Source organism: Streptomyces albidus (ex Kaewkla and Franco 2022) (assembly GCF_013870515.1).
GTDB lineage: Bacteria > Actinomycetota > Actinomycetes > Streptomycetales > Streptomycetaceae > Streptomyces > Streptomyces albidus.
In genome coordinates, this window is sequence record NZ_JACBXA010000151.1 from 1 (window position 1) to 14,650 (window position 14,650).

15 protein-coding genes are annotated in these 14,650 nt (G+C 70.4%); 6 read left to right on the forward strand and 9 right to left on the reverse strand.

Annotated elements, in window-relative coordinates:
• Positions 1–137 precede the first annotated feature (137 nt).
• The 5 genes from ssuE to H5J26_RS20400 form a co-directional block, all read right to left on the reverse strand.
• Positions 138–704 (reverse strand): NADPH-dependent FMN reductase, encoded by a 567-nt coding sequence (ssuE, locus tag H5J26_RS20385; RefSeq protein ID WP_181767357.1) that lies wholly within the window; start codon positions 702–704, stop codon positions 138–140.
• 77 nt (positions 705–781) lie between these two features.
• Positions 782–2,194, reverse strand: a complete 1,413-nt coding sequence (locus tag H5J26_RS20390; protein ID WP_309237997.1) for an MFS transporter — start codon at positions 2,192–2,194, stop codon at positions 782–784.
• A gap of 14 nt (positions 2,195–2,208) precedes the next feature.
• Positions 2,209–3,390 (reverse strand): LLM class flavin-dependent oxidoreductase, encoded by a 1,182-nt coding sequence (locus H5J26_RS20395; RefSeq protein WP_309237998.1) that lies wholly within the window; start codon positions 3,388–3,390, stop codon positions 2,209–2,211.
• A gap of 193 nt (positions 3,391–3,583) precedes the next feature.
• Entirely contained in the window at positions 3,584–3,673 is a 90-nt protein-coding gene (locus tag H5J26_RS32455) for a putative leader peptide (RefSeq protein WP_419183827.1), read from the reverse strand.
• 131 nt (positions 3,674–3,804) lie between these two features.
• Positions 3,805–4,350: a hypothetical protein gene (locus H5J26_RS20400; RefSeq protein WP_235980854.1), complete on the reverse strand. Its 546-nt coding sequence runs from the start codon at positions 4,348–4,350 to the stop codon at positions 3,805–3,807.
• A gap of 433 nt (positions 4,351–4,783) precedes the next feature.
• On the opposite strand from H5J26_RS20400, the gene H5J26_RS31580 reads away from it, so the two are divergent.
• The 5 genes from H5J26_RS31580 (at position 4,784) to H5J26_RS20425 (ending at position 8,181) form a co-directional block, all read left to right on the forward strand.
• Complete coding sequence (locus H5J26_RS31580) at positions 4,784–4,921, forward strand: hypothetical protein (RefSeq protein ID WP_235980855.1); 138 nt, start codon at positions 4,784–4,786, stop codon at positions 4,919–4,921.
• A gap of 40 nt (positions 4,922–4,961) precedes the next feature.
• Positions 4,962–5,633, forward strand: a complete 672-nt coding sequence (locus H5J26_RS20410; protein ID WP_181767358.1) for an enoyl-CoA hydratase-related protein — start codon at positions 4,962–4,964, stop codon at positions 5,631–5,633.
• Positions 5,634–5,731: 98 nt separating this feature from the next.
• The gene (locus tag H5J26_RS20415) at positions 5,732–6,187 is read left to right on the forward strand and encodes a PaaI family thioesterase (protein WP_309237999.1); all 456 of its coding nucleotides are present in this window, start codon (positions 5,732–5,734) and stop codon (positions 6,185–6,187) included.
• Between the two features lie 205 nt (positions 6,188–6,392).
• Positions 6,393–7,337, forward strand: a complete 945-nt coding sequence (locus H5J26_RS20420) for an SDR family NAD(P)-dependent oxidoreductase (RefSeq protein ID WP_181767359.1) — start codon at positions 6,393–6,395, stop codon at positions 7,335–7,337.
• Between the two features lie 247 nt (positions 7,338–7,584).
• A complete protein-coding gene (locus H5J26_RS20425) occupies positions 7,585–8,181 on the forward strand; it encodes a hypothetical protein (RefSeq protein WP_181767360.1) in 597 nt (198 codons plus the stop codon).
• Positions 8,182–8,275: 94 nt separating this feature from the next.
• Here H5J26_RS20425 and H5J26_RS20430 read toward each other — a convergent pair whose 3' ends face one another.
• The 4 genes from H5J26_RS20430 to H5J26_RS20445 all read right to left on the reverse strand — a co-directional run bounded on the left by H5J26_RS20430 (position 8,276) and on the right by H5J26_RS20445 (position 12,706).
• Positions 8,276–9,175, reverse strand: coding sequence for a carbohydrate ABC transporter permease (locus H5J26_RS20430; RefSeq protein WP_181767361.1), 900 nt, complete (start codon positions 9,173–9,175; stop codon positions 8,276–8,278).
• Entirely contained in the window at positions 9,162–10,304 is a 1,143-nt protein-coding gene (locus H5J26_RS20435; RefSeq protein WP_235980856.1) for a carbohydrate ABC transporter permease, read from the reverse strand. Before H5J26_RS20435 ends, H5J26_RS20430 begins: the two co-directional genes overlap by 14 nt.
• A 6-nt stretch (positions 10,305–10,310) precedes the next feature.
• Positions 10,311–11,558, reverse strand: a complete 1,248-nt coding sequence (locus H5J26_RS20440) for a sugar ABC transporter substrate-binding protein (protein ID WP_181767362.1) — start codon at positions 11,556–11,558, stop codon at positions 10,311–10,313.
• 71 nt (positions 11,559–11,629) lie between these two features.
• The gene (locus H5J26_RS20445) at positions 11,630–12,706 is read right to left on the reverse strand and encodes a LacI family DNA-binding transcriptional regulator (protein ID WP_181767363.1); all 1,077 of its coding nucleotides are present in this window, start codon (positions 12,704–12,706) and stop codon (positions 11,630–11,632) included.
• A gap of 144 nt (positions 12,707–12,850) precedes the next feature.
• Between H5J26_RS20445 and H5J26_RS20450 the strand changes: the two genes are divergently transcribed.
• Positions 12,851–14,650, forward strand: a 1,800-nt coding sequence (locus H5J26_RS20450; RefSeq protein ID WP_309238000.1) for a glycogen debranching N-terminal domain-containing protein, incomplete at its 3' end; no start/stop codon positions are given.

Below are 14,650 nucleotides of genomic sequence, written 5' to 3' on the forward strand. Positions count from 1 at the left end.
GCCGCCCCCGCCTCCTTCACGGGGAGGGGACCGGCCGTCCACGGGCTGAACCGACGGTGAGGACGTGCGCGGCGTTCACCATGGAGCGAGCGTCGCGAGAACCGGCTCTCCGCGCAACGGAGTTGCCGCCGGCCCGCTCAGACCGCGGTGGCCAGTCCGCGTGGCGGGCGGGCCGGTGCGGAGAGGCTTTCGATGAGGCGGTCGACCGTCTCCGAGACGCCCTCCGCCGCCTCGGCGGCGACAACTCCGCGGCCCTCGGCGTCCGTTGAGACGTGCCGGTCGAGCACGAACCAGCCCCGCAGGACACTGTCCGTACCCAGCGAGGTCAGGACGGGCCGCAACGCGTAGTCGATGGCCAGGACATGCGCGGCGCTGCCGCCCGTCGCCAGCGGAAGGACCGTCTTACCCGCGAGTGCGAACTGCGGCAGCAGGTCGAGCAGCGTCTTGAGCAGCCCGCTGTAGGCGGCCTTGTAGACGGGGGTGCCCACGACGAGCGCGTCGGCCCACGCGATGGCATCGATCACCTCCCGGATCGCCGGATGGGCGGCGTCGGCCGACAGCAGCGGTTCCGGAGGCAGATCGCGTACGGCGACATGGCGCACGTCGTGGCTCTCGTCCGCGAGCAGTTCGCCGACGTGCCGTACGAGGGAGGCCGTGCGGGAGCGGGCGGAGGGACTGCCGGAGAGGGTGAGGACGTTGGGCATCTGAGGGATCTCCTTGTGATTCTGCGCGTGGCGGTGGCTGTCGCGGTGTTGGTCGTGGTGCGGGATCCGTGCGGGGCTCACTGCGGGCCGGTGTGCGCCCGCCGGCCTGCCGACGCCGGTACGGGCTCCTTCGGCGGCGTCCACTCCGACCGGGGCTCCGTGAGGCGGGGGCGGCCGGTGGCGACGTGAAGTTCCTTGTGCCGAAGCCGAGTTGTGGCCCACATGCTCACCAGTGCGGTGAACACCAGGTAGCCGCACGCCGCCCACGGAGTGCCGCCGCCGAGGGCGAGAAGCGCGGTCATGATCAGCGGTGTGACGCCGGAGGCGAAGATGCCCGACATCTGATAGACGAACGACATCCCCGTATAGCGGACCTGAGTGGCGAACAACGAGGCGAACAGCGTCCCTTGGGCCCCGTAGAAGTACGCGTGGACGAGTCCGAGGGTGACCACGAGAGCCGTGGCGAACCCCCAGATCCCGCCCGTGCCGAAGAGCCAGAAGGCGGGGAAGACGGAGAAGGCGAACAGGCCCATGCCCACGAGGTACACGTCGCGCGCGCCCCGGCGGTCGGTCAGCTCACCCGAGACGGGGATGGCCACCGCCATCACGATCGCGGCGGCCGTCACGGCCAGCAGCACCGAGGTGCGGTCCAGCTTCAGCGTCGTGGTCGCGTAGGTGATCGCGAAGACGCCCCAGGTGTTGAACGCCGCGCCCTCACCCCAGCGGGCCAGCATCCCGAGAAGGACGTGCCGCCGCGACGACCGCTCACGCAGGAGCTCCACCAGGGGGGCGGACTGCGGGAGTTGACGCAGCTGCCGGACGACACGGAAGGCGGGTGTCTCGTCGATCTTCAGCCGCACGGTCAGGCCGACCGCCACGAGCACGAGGGAGACGAGGAAGGCCGCGCGCCATCCGTAGCCCAGGAACGCCTCTTCGCTGAGTACGTTGCTCAGCAGCGCGAACGCGCCTGTGCCCAGGGCGAGTCCGAGCGCCAGACCGATCTGCGGGTAGCTGCCGAACCTGCCCTTGCGGCCGTACGGCCCGTGCTCCACGGCCAGCAGTACGGCACCGGCCCATTCGCCGCCGAGCGCGACGCCCTGCGCGATCCGCAGGACCAACAGCAGCGCGGGGGCGAGGATTCCGACCTGTTCGTACGTCGGCAGCACGCCGATCAGGGCGGTGGAGACGCCCATCAGGCTCATGGTGAAGGCGAGCGTGCGCTTGCGTCCGATCCGGTCGCCGATGTGCCCGAAGAGCAGACCGCCCACGGGGCGGGCGAGGAAGCCCACGGCGAACGTGGCGAACGCCAGCATGGTGCCGACCGTGCCGTTCGTCGTGGGGAAGAACAGTTCGCCGAAGACCAGCCCGGCGGCCGTGCTGTAGAGGAAGAAGTCGTACCACTCGACCGTCGTGCCCAGCAGACTGGAGAGCACCACGGTCTTCAGCCGGCGGGGCTCGGTGGTGGGCACTTCCGCGGAAGCCGGTGCCACCGGCTGCTCCGCGCTCAACGGCCCGCGAACGGGACGATGCCCGCCTCCGCCGTGCGGGGGCCCTCGGGATGCTGCCACAGTCCTCGCCGCTCCAGCAGCGGCAGCACGCCCTCGCCGAACCAGTAGGCCTCCTCCAGGTGCGGCACCCCGGACAGGATGAACTCACCGATGCCGAGCTGGTGGTACTCCTCGATCAGGTCCGCGACCTCGGTGTGGCTGCCCACGAGCGCGGTGCCGGCGCCGCCCCGTACGAGCCCGACACCCGCCCACAGGTTGGGGTAGACCTCGAGCCGGTCGCTGGTGCCGCTGCCGTGCAGCTCCCGCATCCGGCGCTGCCCCTCCGACTCGCTGCCGGCCAGACCCTGTTGGACGGCCCTGACGCGCTCGGGGTCCATGCCCTCCAGGAGCCGTTCCGCCTCCGCCCACGCCTGGGCGGAGGTGTCGCGGCTGATGGTGTGCAGCCGGATGCCGAAGCGCACCTCCCGCCCCTGCGCCGTGGCCAGGGAACGGATCCAGTCGATCTTCTGCTTCACCTGCTGCGGCGGCTCGCCCCAGGTGAGGTAGACGTCCGTGTAGCGGGACGCCACCTCGCCGGCGGCGGGGGAGGAGCCGCCGAAGTAGACCTGCGGCGCGGGTTCGGGCAACCGGTTCAGCTGGGCGCCCTCCACCCGCAGATGCTCGCCGTGGTGGTCGACCTTCTCGCCGGTCCACAGCCGCCGCACGATGTCGAGGAACTCGCCTGTGCGCGCATAGCGCTGGTCCTTGTCGAGGAAGTCGCCGTACGCGCGCTGCTCCGCCGACTCCCCGCCCGTGACGACGTTGAGCAACAGCCGTCCGTGTGACTGCCGTTGATATGTCGCGGCCATCTGCGCGGAGAGGGTGGGGCTGATCTGACCGGGTCGGAAGGCCACCAGGAACTTCAGCCGCTCGGTCACCTGCGTGAGCATGGCGGTGGTGAGCCAGGCGTCCTCGCACCACGCCCCGGTCGGGGTGAGCGCGCCCACGAAGCCCAACTGCTCGGCTGTACGGGCGATCTGGCCGAGGTACTCCACCGACGCGGGGCGGTCGCCGCCCGCGGAGCCGGGGACCGACCCGTGGCCGCCGCCGACGATGTGGCGGCTGTCGCCGGTCGTGGGGAGGAACCAGTGGAAGGTCAACGGGGACGAGGAGGAACTGGCAGGGGCGACGGGAGACACGCGAACTCCAGGACAGGGAAGGGGAAACGGGGTCGGCGGCGGAGGCCGGCGACTGAAGGCATGCCGAATCGAGCCCCGGGGGGGCTCACTCAGGCGTGCGGAATGGCAGAGCCCGGCGAACGGCACGGGTCGCTACGGCGTGAAGCCGCGGAAGGGGTGAGATCGCGAGCGTCGGAAGCGCTCGCGGAGAGCGTCAGCTGTGACAGGTCGCGCTGGACTGGCGACACAGATCGACGTGGAGTCGCACCACGAGGATGTCGGCAGCAGCTGTCATGTGTCGCATTGTGGGCGAGCGGCACCGCGGGGTTCAACCCCCACAAGGGCACGTTTCAGCAGGTGAGATGAACGGCTTCGACGAGAGGTGTTCCCGTCGCGCCTCGCGCGCCCCTTCTCGGACGCGCCGGTCCGTGCCGGTCAGGCAGGCTTGAGCACGTCCGAGGCCGCACGGAGCCGGAGTTCCTCGATGACCTCCGCCTGGTCCTCGGCGCGCTGCAGCAACTTCGTCAACAGCTCCGCGTCCAGGCCGTCTTGAGGCGCGATCGTGCTCAGCGAGAGAAGCCCCTGCCACATCAGACGCTTGCCCTCGATGCCCAGCCGCAGGGTCTCCAGCTCGATCACGCTGCTCAGCGGTGAGCGGCGCACGAGGAAGCCGTTGGTCTTCGCCCGCCCCGCCTTCTCCGCCATCCACCCGGCGGCGACCTTGTAACGCCGCGCGGGGACGCCGAGCTCGCCCATGATCCGCAGCAGTGAGGCACGGTCCTGGGCGACCTCGTCGGCGATACGGACGAGTGTCTGCCCCGCTGCCGACATCGCGTGCTGCTTGGCGATGCGCCGGGCCAGCTCGCTGCCGCTTGTCGCCCCCATCAGATGGTCGTTGAGATAGATGGCCAGCGGTGACGTCATGGGGGCGGTTCGGGTGGCCGTGCCGTGCGCGGTACGCGTCGCGTGCGTCGTCGTCATGATCAGCTCCCGTCGGGGTGGTGGTCGGCCGTCCCCGGCGCCCACGAGTTCGTGCGGTGCTCTCGTGGCCCGGTGACAGCCTCGCCTCAGGACCGGCGGCCTTCGTGTGTGTGCCGACCAGGACGCCGACGGCTCGACGGCAGACCTGTGAGGGGCGATGAGCCTGTCCTTCAAGGCTCTCACCGGCGTGACTTCCGGCAACTCGAGCCTGCGCCCGCCACGCCCCGGCGGGTGCGGGCGGGCCCGTTCAGCCGGAGCGGGACGGTGGGCGAAGACCCCTTGCGTGGCCTGCGCCATGGACCTTAAGTTACCTATGAGTAGCTCTTTGGGTGCCTCGCATTGCCGGGGCCGGGAAGGCGGCACCGCGTATGGCCGGGCTTTCGATCACTGACGTCGGCCGCGGACGGCTGTGCGTCCGCCGAGCGGCGGGCGCATGAGCCCGCGCAGGAGCGGCAGCCGCGACCGGATGATCCTCAGCGCCGCCGCCCCGATCGAAGCGGCCGCCGCCGAGATCCACGAGCTGCTCGCCCACACCCTTCCCGACCGGGCCGGACCCGATCCGCGACCGTGACGCGCCACCACCCCCTGATCCCGCCCGCCGGAGGACTGCCATGCCGACACTCGAGCGCCACGACGACGTCTTCGTCCTCGACCTCGGAGACGGGGAGAACCGTTTCCACCCCGACTGGATCGCCTCCGTCAACGCCGCGCTGGACGAGGTGGAGAAGGCGGAGGGGCCGCGGGCCCTGGTGACCGCCGCAACGGGCAAGTTCTACTCCAACGGCCTGGATCTGGAGTGGCTGCTCGCCCACGCCGACCAGCACCGGGACTACGTCGTCTCCGTCCACGAGCTCTTCGCGCGCGTGCTGTCCCTGCCGGTGATCACCGTGGCGGCGCTTCAAGGGCACACCTTCGCCGCCGGAGCGATGTTCTCCCTCGCCCACGACTTCCGCGTCATGCGCGCCGACCGCGGCTACTGGTGCCTCCCCGAGGTGGACATCAACATCCCCTTCACGCCCGGCATGTCCGCCCTCATCCAGGCCCGGCTGGCACCGCAGACCGCGCACGAAGCCATGCTCACGGCCCACCGGTACGGCGGCGCGGACGCCGCGGCCGCCGGCATCGTCGACGAAGCGGCCGCCGAGGACGCCGTCCGCTCCACGGCCGTCGCGACCGCCCAGGCCCTGGTGGACAAGGCGGGTGACACACTCGGCACCATCAAGGCCCGCATGTACGCCACGGCCCTTGCCACCCTCCGCGACAGCACCGACCCCCTCGGCTGAACCGCCCTGCCCCCGGTGCCAGGGCTCCGTCGGCGCACCTTACGGTCTCCGCCTCCCCGGGCCACAGAACGGACGCACCACGAGCAAGGAGAACGACCGTGTCCCTCACCGACCCCGCCGCGATGACCGGCCTGGAAGTGATGCGCTGGGTCCAGCGTGAGCGGCCCGCCGAAGTCCCGTCCATAGGGCGGCTGCTCGGCATGCGCTTCGACGAGGTGGAACACGGCCGCGTCGTCGTCTCCCTCGACACCCGTGCGGACTTCGCCAATCCGCTGGGCAGCGTCCACGGCGGGATCGCCGCCACGCTTCTGGACTCCGCCATGGGGTGCGCCGTCCACACCACCCTTCCCGCCGGTGTCGGTTACACGACCCTCGAACTCAAGGTCAACTACATCCGTGCAGCCCGGACCGACGGACAGACCCTCACCGCCGAAGGCACCGTCATCCACGCCGGCCGCCGTACCGCGACAGCGGAGGGCAGGGTGCTGGACGAGCAGGGGAAGCTGATCGCCCACGCCACCACCACCTGTCTCGTCGTCCAGGACGGCGGCTGAAGAGGGGGCCGAGCTCACGGCCGGAGGTGCGGGGACAAGCATCCGGGCCGGCAGCCGGGGCGCGGCAGGCGGAGGAGACCGGCGGGGCACCTTGATGAAGGGAGGGCGCTCCGGTGAAGTGGCCGTAGTGGAGGCTCCCTCCTTGCGCCTCGTACGTACCGGGCGGGTCTCCCACCCCGCACCGCCGCGCGAGACAGGACAGACCATGACGGACAGCGCCCCCATCAGCACGCCCTTCACCGCCGACTCCACCGCCGAGGAGGTCATCGGGGGTATCGACCTGACCGGCCGCCACGCAGTCGTCACGGGCGGGGCCTCAGGAATCGGCGTGGAGACGGCCCGTGCCCTTGCCGGTGCCGGGGCGGAGGTGACTCTCGCCGTCCGGGACACCGAGGCGGGGCAGCGTACGGCCGAGGAGATCAGCGGGACCACGGGGAGCAAGCTGGTGCACGTGGCACCGCTGGACCTCTCCGACCGCAAGTCCGTCGCGGCGTTCATCGCCGAGTGGGAAGGCCCCCTGCACATCCTGGTCAACAACGCGGGGCTCATGGCGTCGCCCGAGATGCGTACACCCGAGGGCTGGGAGATGCAGTTCGCCACGAACCATCTGGGCCACTTCGCGCTCGCCGTGGGGCTGCACCGGGCGCTCTCGGAGGCGGGCGGGGCGCGAGTGGTGTCGGTCAGTTCGAGCGCTCATCTGCGGTCGCCGGTCGTCTTCGAAGACATCCACTTCGAGCATAGGGCGTACGAGCCGTGGTCGGCGTACGCGCAGTCCAAGACCGCCAACGTCCTGTTCGCCGTGGAGGCGTGGAAGCGCTGGGAGAGCGACGGCATCGCCGTCAACTCCCTGATGCCGGGCGCCGTTCAGACACGGCTGCAGCGTCACGTCAGCGAGGACGAGATCAGCAGGCAGCGCGAGAAGGCGGGCGCGGACGCACCGGCGTGGAAGACGCCCGAGCAGGGTGCCGCCACCTCCGTGCTGGTCGCCACGTCCTCCCTCCTTGAAGGGGTGGGCGGCCGTTACTTCGAGGACTGCAACCAGGCGCCGGTCGCCGAGCCCGGATCGCCCCGCGGCGTCGCCGAGCACGCCCTCGACCCGCAGGCCGCGGAGCGTCTGTGGCAGGTCTCCGTGAAGACGCTGACGTCGTGAGGGACCAGCTTCCCGCGGCGGGTTGAGGACTCCCGCCTTCAATGGGCGCACCTTCGAAATCCGCACCCCGACCCTGTCTGCACAAGAAGTCACTTCTCCTCGGATGTCCAACTCCGCTTGTGCCCATCAAGTGAAGGTCCCCACGCGGGGGCGGCGATCTCAAGGAGGGCGGCACCAGGATGTGCCTGCCTTCTGGGCGTTGCCCGGAGGGCAGGCCAGACCTTCCCCCCACCTGAAGGACAACGAGATGTCTCTTACATCCCTCAACCGGCGTGCGCGCCTGTCGCTGGCCGCCGTCGCCGCCGGCAGCGCGGCCGTGCTGGGGTTCGCGGTCCTGCCGTCCACCGCGACGGCGACCCCCGCGGAGAAGCCCGCCACGGTCGCGGCGAAGAGTGACAAGAGCACCAAGGCCGATGCCGTCACGCGCGCCCAGATGCTGGAGCGCGCGGGCACCTGGCTCACCGCCGACAACGGTGCGCAGGTTCCCTACAGCCAGACCGCGGTCTGGTCGGACGGGTACCGGCAGGACTGCTCCGGCTACGTCTCCATGACGCTGGGCCTGTGGAAGTCCGGACCCAACACCGTCGAGCTGGCGGGCAACCGGGATCTGACCACCCCGATCAACCTGGGCGACCTCAAGCCCGGCGACCTGCTCATCGATGCGGACGGCTCCAACACCACGCGCCACGTGGTGATCTTCGAGGGCTGGACCGACGACTCGCACACCGCCTACTCGGCCTTCGAGCAGCGCGGCGGCCACGGAACCGACCACCGGGTTCTCGACTACGGCCTGGACGCGGGCAGCGAGTACAAGCCCTACCGTCCGAACAACCTGACCGACTGATTCAACTCGGGCCGTCCACCGGCCCGTTGGTCATGAACGAAGCGCTCCCGGCCCGTCGAGACGGACCGAGAGCGCTTCGCGTGTGCTCTCGTGGCTACTTCACGGAACCCGCATTCGCGCCGCGGATGAAGTAGCGCTGGAAGCAGAAGAACAGCACCGCCACCGGGATCGTGGAGAGCAGGGCGGCGCCCAGCTTCAGCGGATACTGCGTGCCGGCGCCCAGGCCGCCCGAGACGAAGCGGGCGAGACCGGTCGTCAGGGTCTCGTAGTCGCTGGACTGGGTGGCCACCAGGAAGTGCGTGAACTCGTTCCACGAGCCCTGGAACGACAGCAGCGTCACCGTGATCAGGGCCGGCCGTGACATCGGCAGCACCACGTACCAGAAGATCCGCCCCACGCCCGCGCCGTCGATCCTCGCGGCCTCCTCGACCTCGCGCGGAATGGACTCGAAGAACTGCTTCATGATGAAGATGCCGGCCGCGTCGAAGAGCAGCGGCACGATCATTCCGGTGTAAGTGTCGAAGATTCCAAGGGTGTTGAGCACGAGGAACTTCGGGATGAGCAGCACGACCGGCGGTACGGCCATCACGGCGATGACGAAGGTGACCAGCACGGCACGCCCGCGGAAGCGCAGCCGCGCCAGCGCGTACCCGGCAGCCGAGTCGAACAGGACCCGGCCCAGGGTCACCACCACCGTCACCAGCGCGCTGTTGCTCAGCCAGCGCAGGAACGGCACGTCCTTCCCCGTGTCACCGGACCCGGTGAGCTGCTCGAAGACGGCGGTCGTGGGCGCCTGCGGCAGCAGCGACAGCGGGTTGGAGGCGGCCTCCGGGTCGGTCTTGAAGCTCGTCGACAACTGGACGAGGAACGGCAGCGCGTACAGCAGGGCGAAGCCGATCAGCAGCGCGTAGCCGGCCAGCCGTGCGGGACGAGGCACGCGTGCCAGAACCGGCCGCTCGTCCGTGGCCGTCGGTGAGGGATCAGTCCTGCGCACCGCGTGCCCCCTTCCTCAGCTTCGCCAGCGGATTGCGTGCGCCGCGCTCGCGCAGGAACCAGCGCTGAACTCCCGTCATCAGCAGCACGATTCCCAGCAGGATGAACGAGATCGCCGCTCCCTGGCCGAACTCCGCGTTGTCGAAACCGTAGGAGTAGGAGAGGAACGCGGGCGTGAGCGTGGTGTTGGCGGGTTCGCCCTGCCCCAGCACGTACACCTGGTCGAAGACCTGCCAGGTGCCGATCAGGCCGAGCGTCGTGACGAGGAACATCACCGGGCGCAGGGCCGGCAGCAGCACGTGGCGCAGGATGTGCCTGCGGCCCGCCCCGTCCAGCGCAGCCGCCTCCTCCAGTTCGCGGGGGATGTCCTGGAGCGCCGCGAGGAAGATGAGCATGAAGGTGCCCGACGTCGTCCACACGGCCAGCACGATGAGGGTGCACATCGCCACCGACGGTCCGGCCAGCCACTCGGAGAACGGCAGCCCCATCATGGTGTGTTCGGCGAGCACGCCCCCGGGCTTGCCGTCGACGATGCCGAGTGCGTCGAGAAGCACCCACAGCACGCCCCGTGAGTCCTGGAACCAGTTCGGTCCCTTCACCCCGACCCAGCTCAGCAGTTGGTTGACGGCTCCGCTGCCCTGGAAGAGGAAGAGGAAGACCGTGCACACGGCGATGGAGCTGGTCACGGAGGGGAAGTAGAACGTCGTGCGCAGCATGCTGCGGCCGCGCAGCATGCGCTGGTTGACGATGATCGCCAGGGTCAGCGCGAGGCCCGTCTGCAACGGCACCGTCAGCAGCACGTAGTACAGGTTGTTGCGCAGCGATGTGGCCAGCAGCGAGCGAGCGAGGCCGTCCTCGGCGAGGAGGCTCTGGTAGTTCTGCAGCCCGACGAAGTCGGCGTCAGGCGTGAACGGGTTGGACTGCCCGTCCCAGTTGAGCAGGCTGACCCAGGCGGCCATGAGGATCGGGAGCGCCATGAAGAGCCCGAGCCCCAGGACCATGGGGCTGACGAACAGCCAGCCCCACAGTCCTTCGCGGCCCCGCGTCGTGCGGGATCCTGGGCGCCCGGGCCGTCCGGGCCGCCGCGGGAGTGGCGGCGGCGCCGGACGCTCGGTCACAGAGGTGGACATGCGCGGTCAGTTGCCCTTCTTGATGGCCTGCTCGCCGTTGCGCTGCAGCGTGGAGAGGATCTTGGCGGGGTCGCCCGTGCTCAGGCCCTGAAGGTCCGCGTTGAACTGGTCCAGGACCTTGGTGAATCCGGGGACGGTGACCGGGCCCTGGGCGTATTCGTTGCCCTCGACCCACGCCTTGGACTCCGGGTGCTCCTTCGCGAAGTCGTCCATCACGCTCTCCCGGGAGGGCATGACGCCGACCGCGTCGGACGAGGCCAACTGCTCCTTCGCCGAGGTCAGATGACGCACCAGGTCGACGGCTGCCTTCTGGTGGGTGCTCTCCTTCGCCACGCCCCAGCAGTTGCTGAAGGCGAGCGTGCCCTTGCCGGCCGGGCCTGCGGGCAGCGGGACGATCTTGTAGTCGACGTCCGGGAAGTCCAGCTTCATCGCGCCCTGCAGCCAGTTGCCCTCGATGATCATGGCTGCCTTGCCCTTGCCCAGCGCCTCACCGGCCCAGCCGGTGTCCACCTGCTTGGCGAACTTCATCGAGCCGGACTTCAGCATCTTCTTGGCGAAGCCCAGGCCCTCGGCGTTCTCCTTGCTGTCCGCGGTCATCTTCGTCTCGTTGCGGTCGGTGATCCAGCCGCCGGACTGCTTCATGAAGGCGCCGAGCCGCTGGTACTCGTTGGTGGTGACCAGGCCCGTCGTCTTCCCCGAGGTGAGCTTGTCCGCGGTCTTCTCCAGCTCTTCCCAGGTGGTGGGGTAGTCCTTCTCCGTCAGCCCGGCCTTCTTCCACTTGTCCGTGTCGACGGCCAGGCCGAGAGTCGAGGAGTCCTTGGGGAGGCAGACCAGCTTGCCCTTGTAGGTGAAGGCCTTGCGCAGCTGCGGAGCGAAGTCGTCCGCGTCGGGGACCTTGTCGCCGTACGCGTAGAGCGAGCCGCCCTTGGCGTAGTTGGCGAACTGGTCGGAGTTGACGTAGAAGGCGTCCGGCGGGCGGTTCCCCGCGAAGGCCTGGGCGAGCTGCTGGTCCATGTCCTTGGCGAGCTGCACGGTGACCTTGTGCCCGGACTTCTTCTCCCAGGCTGCCGTGGCCTTCTTCACGGCCTTGGTCTCGGCGTCGCCGGAGGTCGCTATGAGTACGCGCAGCGACTGCTTCTTGGCGCTGTCCTGCTCGGGTCCGTTCTTGCTCTTGTCGAAGCCGGACGAACAGGCTGTCGCGGTGGTGACCAGCACCGCGCACGCGGTGACTGCCACGGTGGATCGGCGGAACATGCGGGCCTCCAGGGGAAGTTGATGCGTCGAGACGGAATCGGGGTGGCACGGGACGGGCTGGCGCCCGAGGTTCAGCCGGGAGCGCTGCCGAGGCTCGCCCGCAGGACGAGGGCGGGCGGCAGCAGCACCCGTTCGGGAGGTTTCGCGGGGTCGGCCATGCGGGCCAGCAGCAGCCGCATGGCCTCACGGCCCACCGCGTCGAGCGGCTGCGCGACGCTGGCGAGGCCGGGGTTGAGGAGCGGGGCGACCGTCGAGTCGTCGAAGCCGACGACGGACACGTCACGGCCGGGCGTACCGCCACGCTCCCGGATCGCCCGGTGGCAGCCCAGCGCGAGGGTGTCGCTGGCGGCGACCACGGCCGTCACGCCCGCGTCCAGCAGGGGCAGTGCGGCGGCTGTGGCCGCGTCGACCTCTTCGACGCTGTCGGCACGGTGGCCCGGCAGCAGTGCGTCGTACGTCCGCAGGGCACGCTGCCAGCCCGCGGCGCGGTCGTCGCCGACACCGGAGCCGGGCGGCCAGCCGAGGAATCCGATGTTGCGGTGGCCCTCGGACGCCAGCTTCGCCACGGCGGCTTCGGTGCCCGCGGCGCCGTCGACGTCGACCCAGTCGCCCACTTCGTGTTCGCACCACATCCTGCCGAACGCGACGAACGGGATGCCGCGCTCCTCCAGCCAGGCCTGCCTCGGGTCACCGTGTTCGGTGCCGCTCAGCACGAAGGCGTCGACGCCGTGCTCGCTCAACAGCTCCTCGTACGGGCCCAGTCCGGGCAGGCCGGGGCGCGCGGCGAACAGCAGCAGCCGGTAGCCGGCGGCGTCCGCCGTCTCGGACAGGGCGTGCAGGAAGCGGTCGAGGACCACGTTGCCCGGCCCCGCCGGTTCGATGCCGAAGCCGATGAGCCTGCTCGCGCGGGTGCGCAGGGAGCGGGCGGCGCGGTGCGGCCGGTACCCCATCTCGTCCACGGCCTGCCGGACCCGCTCCAGGGTCTCCGGGCGCAGCAGGTCGGGGGTGTTGAGCGCGTTCGAGACGGTCTGCGTGGAGACGCCCGCACGCCGGGCCACCATCGCCATGGTGACCGACCCCGACCCGCCCTGATGCGAACCCTGGCCCGGCACGGGCGAGGGGGAGGGCGAAGCCGGGGCTTTGGGCATGAGTTGGCGTCTCCGTGCGGGCAGGTGGGACCGAGGTGGTGCAGGGGGACGGAACGATCTCCCGTGCAAATAGGGCAATTTGGGCCCTTGACCTCTTTGCTAGGGTCGTTTTGATCGATCCAATGACTGAGAGGTTGCGCCCACGTGGACACGACTGTCAAGGCTCATGACGGCACCGGCGCCACGTCCGCGCCGCACGCCGAGGCGGGCCTCCAGCCCTTCCTGCACGACGCCTGCGTGACGCTCAGCGCGCCCAGCATGGCGGTCTCACGCCCGGACGGTCAGATCAGCGGCGGCCCCGACGGGTTCTACCACGGCGACCGCCGCGGCCTGTCCTTCCTGACCGCCACCGCGGAAGGGGTGCCCAACGCCGCGATCAGCGGCGGCCCCGACAGCGCGGAGCAGGCCTCCTTCCGTACGGTGCTGCGCGGACTGGCCGAGCACAGCCCCGACCCTGCGGTCACGCTGGAGCGGCAACGCAGCGTGGATCCGGGCGAGTTGACCGAGACCCTCACCCTTGTGAACGCCGGGCGCACCTCCGTGCGCGTGGTCCTGGTGCTGCGCGCGGCGAGCGACCTCGCGCACATGGAAGACGTCAAGAGCGGCCGTCCCGTGCCCAACGTGGCGCCCGAACTGCGGCCCGACGGGCTCACCTGGTCCGACGGCCCGGTCGCCGTGGGGCTGACGTCCATACCCGCACCGGAGCGCGTCGTGTCCGTCCCCGGCGAGGCGGGTGAACTGCGCTACTGCGTCGACCTGGCCGCCGGAGGGCGCTGGGAGACGGTCCTGCGCTGCACCATCGACGACAAGCAGGGCGACGCCTTCCGTCCGGCGTCTCCCCGTGCCCGCGCCGCACTGGCCGCCGGCGCCACGCTGAGGTCCGCCGACCGCGGACTCGACCACTGGTTCACCCGGTCCCGCTCCGACCTGGGAGCCCTGCTGCTGGCCGACCCCCAGCAGCCGGAGGACGCCTTCCTCGCCGCCGGTGCGCCCTGGTTCCTCACCCTCTTCGGACGGGACTCGATCCTGGCCGCGCGCATGCTGCTGCCGCTGGGCACCGACCTGGCCGCAGGCACACTCCGTACGCTCGCCCGCCGTCAGGGAGGCAAGAGCGCCCCGGAGTCCGAGGAGCAGCCCGGCAAGATCCTGCACGAAGTCCGCCGCGACGGGCTGAAGTTGAGCGACGACCTCGCTCTTCCCCCTTGCTACTACGGAACTGTCGACGCCACCCCGCTGTGGGTGACGCTGCTTCACGACGCCTGGCGCTGGGGCATGGCCCCCGAGCAGGTCGAACGTCTCCTTCCGCACGCGGAGTCGGCGCTGGCCTGGATGGAGGAGTTCGGGGACGCCGACGGCGACGGCTTCCTGGAGTACATCGACAGCACCGGCCGCGGTCTGTCCAACCAGGGCTGGAAGGACTCCGGAGACGCCGTCCGCCGCCGCGACGGGCGGCTCGCCGAGCCGCCCGTCGCGCTGTGCGAAGTCCAGGCGTACGCGCACGAGGCGGCGCTGAACGGTGCCGCCCTGCTGCGCGCCTTCGGCCGTCCGGGCGCGGAGCGCTGGGAGGAGTGGGCGCAGCGGCTCAACCTGCGCTTCCGGGAGAGCTTCTGGGTCGAGGACGCCGACGGTCCGTACCCGGCGATCGCCCTGGGCCACGACAAGCAGCCCCTCGACGCGCTGACCTCGAACATCGGCCATCTGCTGGGCACCGGCCTGCTCGACGACGAGGAGAGCAGCCTGGTCGCCGCCCGTCTGGCAGGTCCCGCCCTCGACTCCGGCTTCGGCCTGCGCACGCTCGCCGACGACAGCGAGGGCTACAGCCCGCTCGGCTACCACATCGGCTCCATCTGGCCGCACGACACGGCGATGGCTGTGCAGGGCCTGGTCCGCGCAGGCCACCACGCCGCGGCCGAGTCCCTGGCGGCCGGTCTGGTCCGGGCGTCC

Excerpts from the sequence above, each read along its gene's own strand:
- H5J26_RS20425 (WP_181767360.1), top strand. The coding sequence starts at position 7,585 with ATGTCTCTTACATCCCTCAACCGGCGTGCGCGCCTGTCGCTGGCCGCC.
- H5J26_RS20440 (WP_181767362.1), bottom strand. The coding sequence starts at position 11,558 with ATGTTCCGCCGATCCACCGTGGCAGTCACCGCGTGCGCGGTGCTGGTC.
- H5J26_RS20400 (WP_235980854.1), bottom strand. The coding sequence starts at position 4,350 with ATGACGACGACGCACGCGACGCGTACCGCGCACGGCACGGCCACCCGA.
- ssuE (WP_181767357.1), bottom strand. The coding sequence starts at position 704 with ATGCCCAACGTCCTCACCCTCTCCGGCAGTCCCTCCGCCCGCTCCCGC.
- H5J26_RS20410 (WP_181767358.1), top strand. The coding sequence starts at position 4,962 with ATGCCGACACTCGAGCGCCACGACGACGTCTTCGTCCTCGACCTCGGA.
- H5J26_RS32455 (WP_419183827.1), bottom strand. The coding sequence starts at position 3,673 with ATGCGACACATGACAGCTGCTGCCGACATCCTCGTGGTGCGACTCCAC.
- H5J26_RS20445 (WP_181767363.1), bottom strand. The coding sequence starts at position 12,706 with ATGCCCAAAGCCCCGGCTTCGCCCTCCCCCTCGCCCGTGCCGGGCCAG.
- H5J26_RS31580 (WP_235980855.1), top strand. The coding sequence starts at position 4,784 with ATGAGCCCGCGCAGGAGCGGCAGCCGCGACCGGATGATCCTCAGCGCC.
- H5J26_RS20420 (WP_181767359.1), top strand. The coding sequence starts at position 6,393 with ATGACGGACAGCGCCCCCATCAGCACGCCCTTCACCGCCGACTCCACC.
- H5J26_RS20435 (WP_235980856.1), bottom strand. The coding sequence starts at position 10,304 with ATGTCCACCTCTGTGACCGAGCGTCCGGCGCCGCCGCCACTCCCGCGG.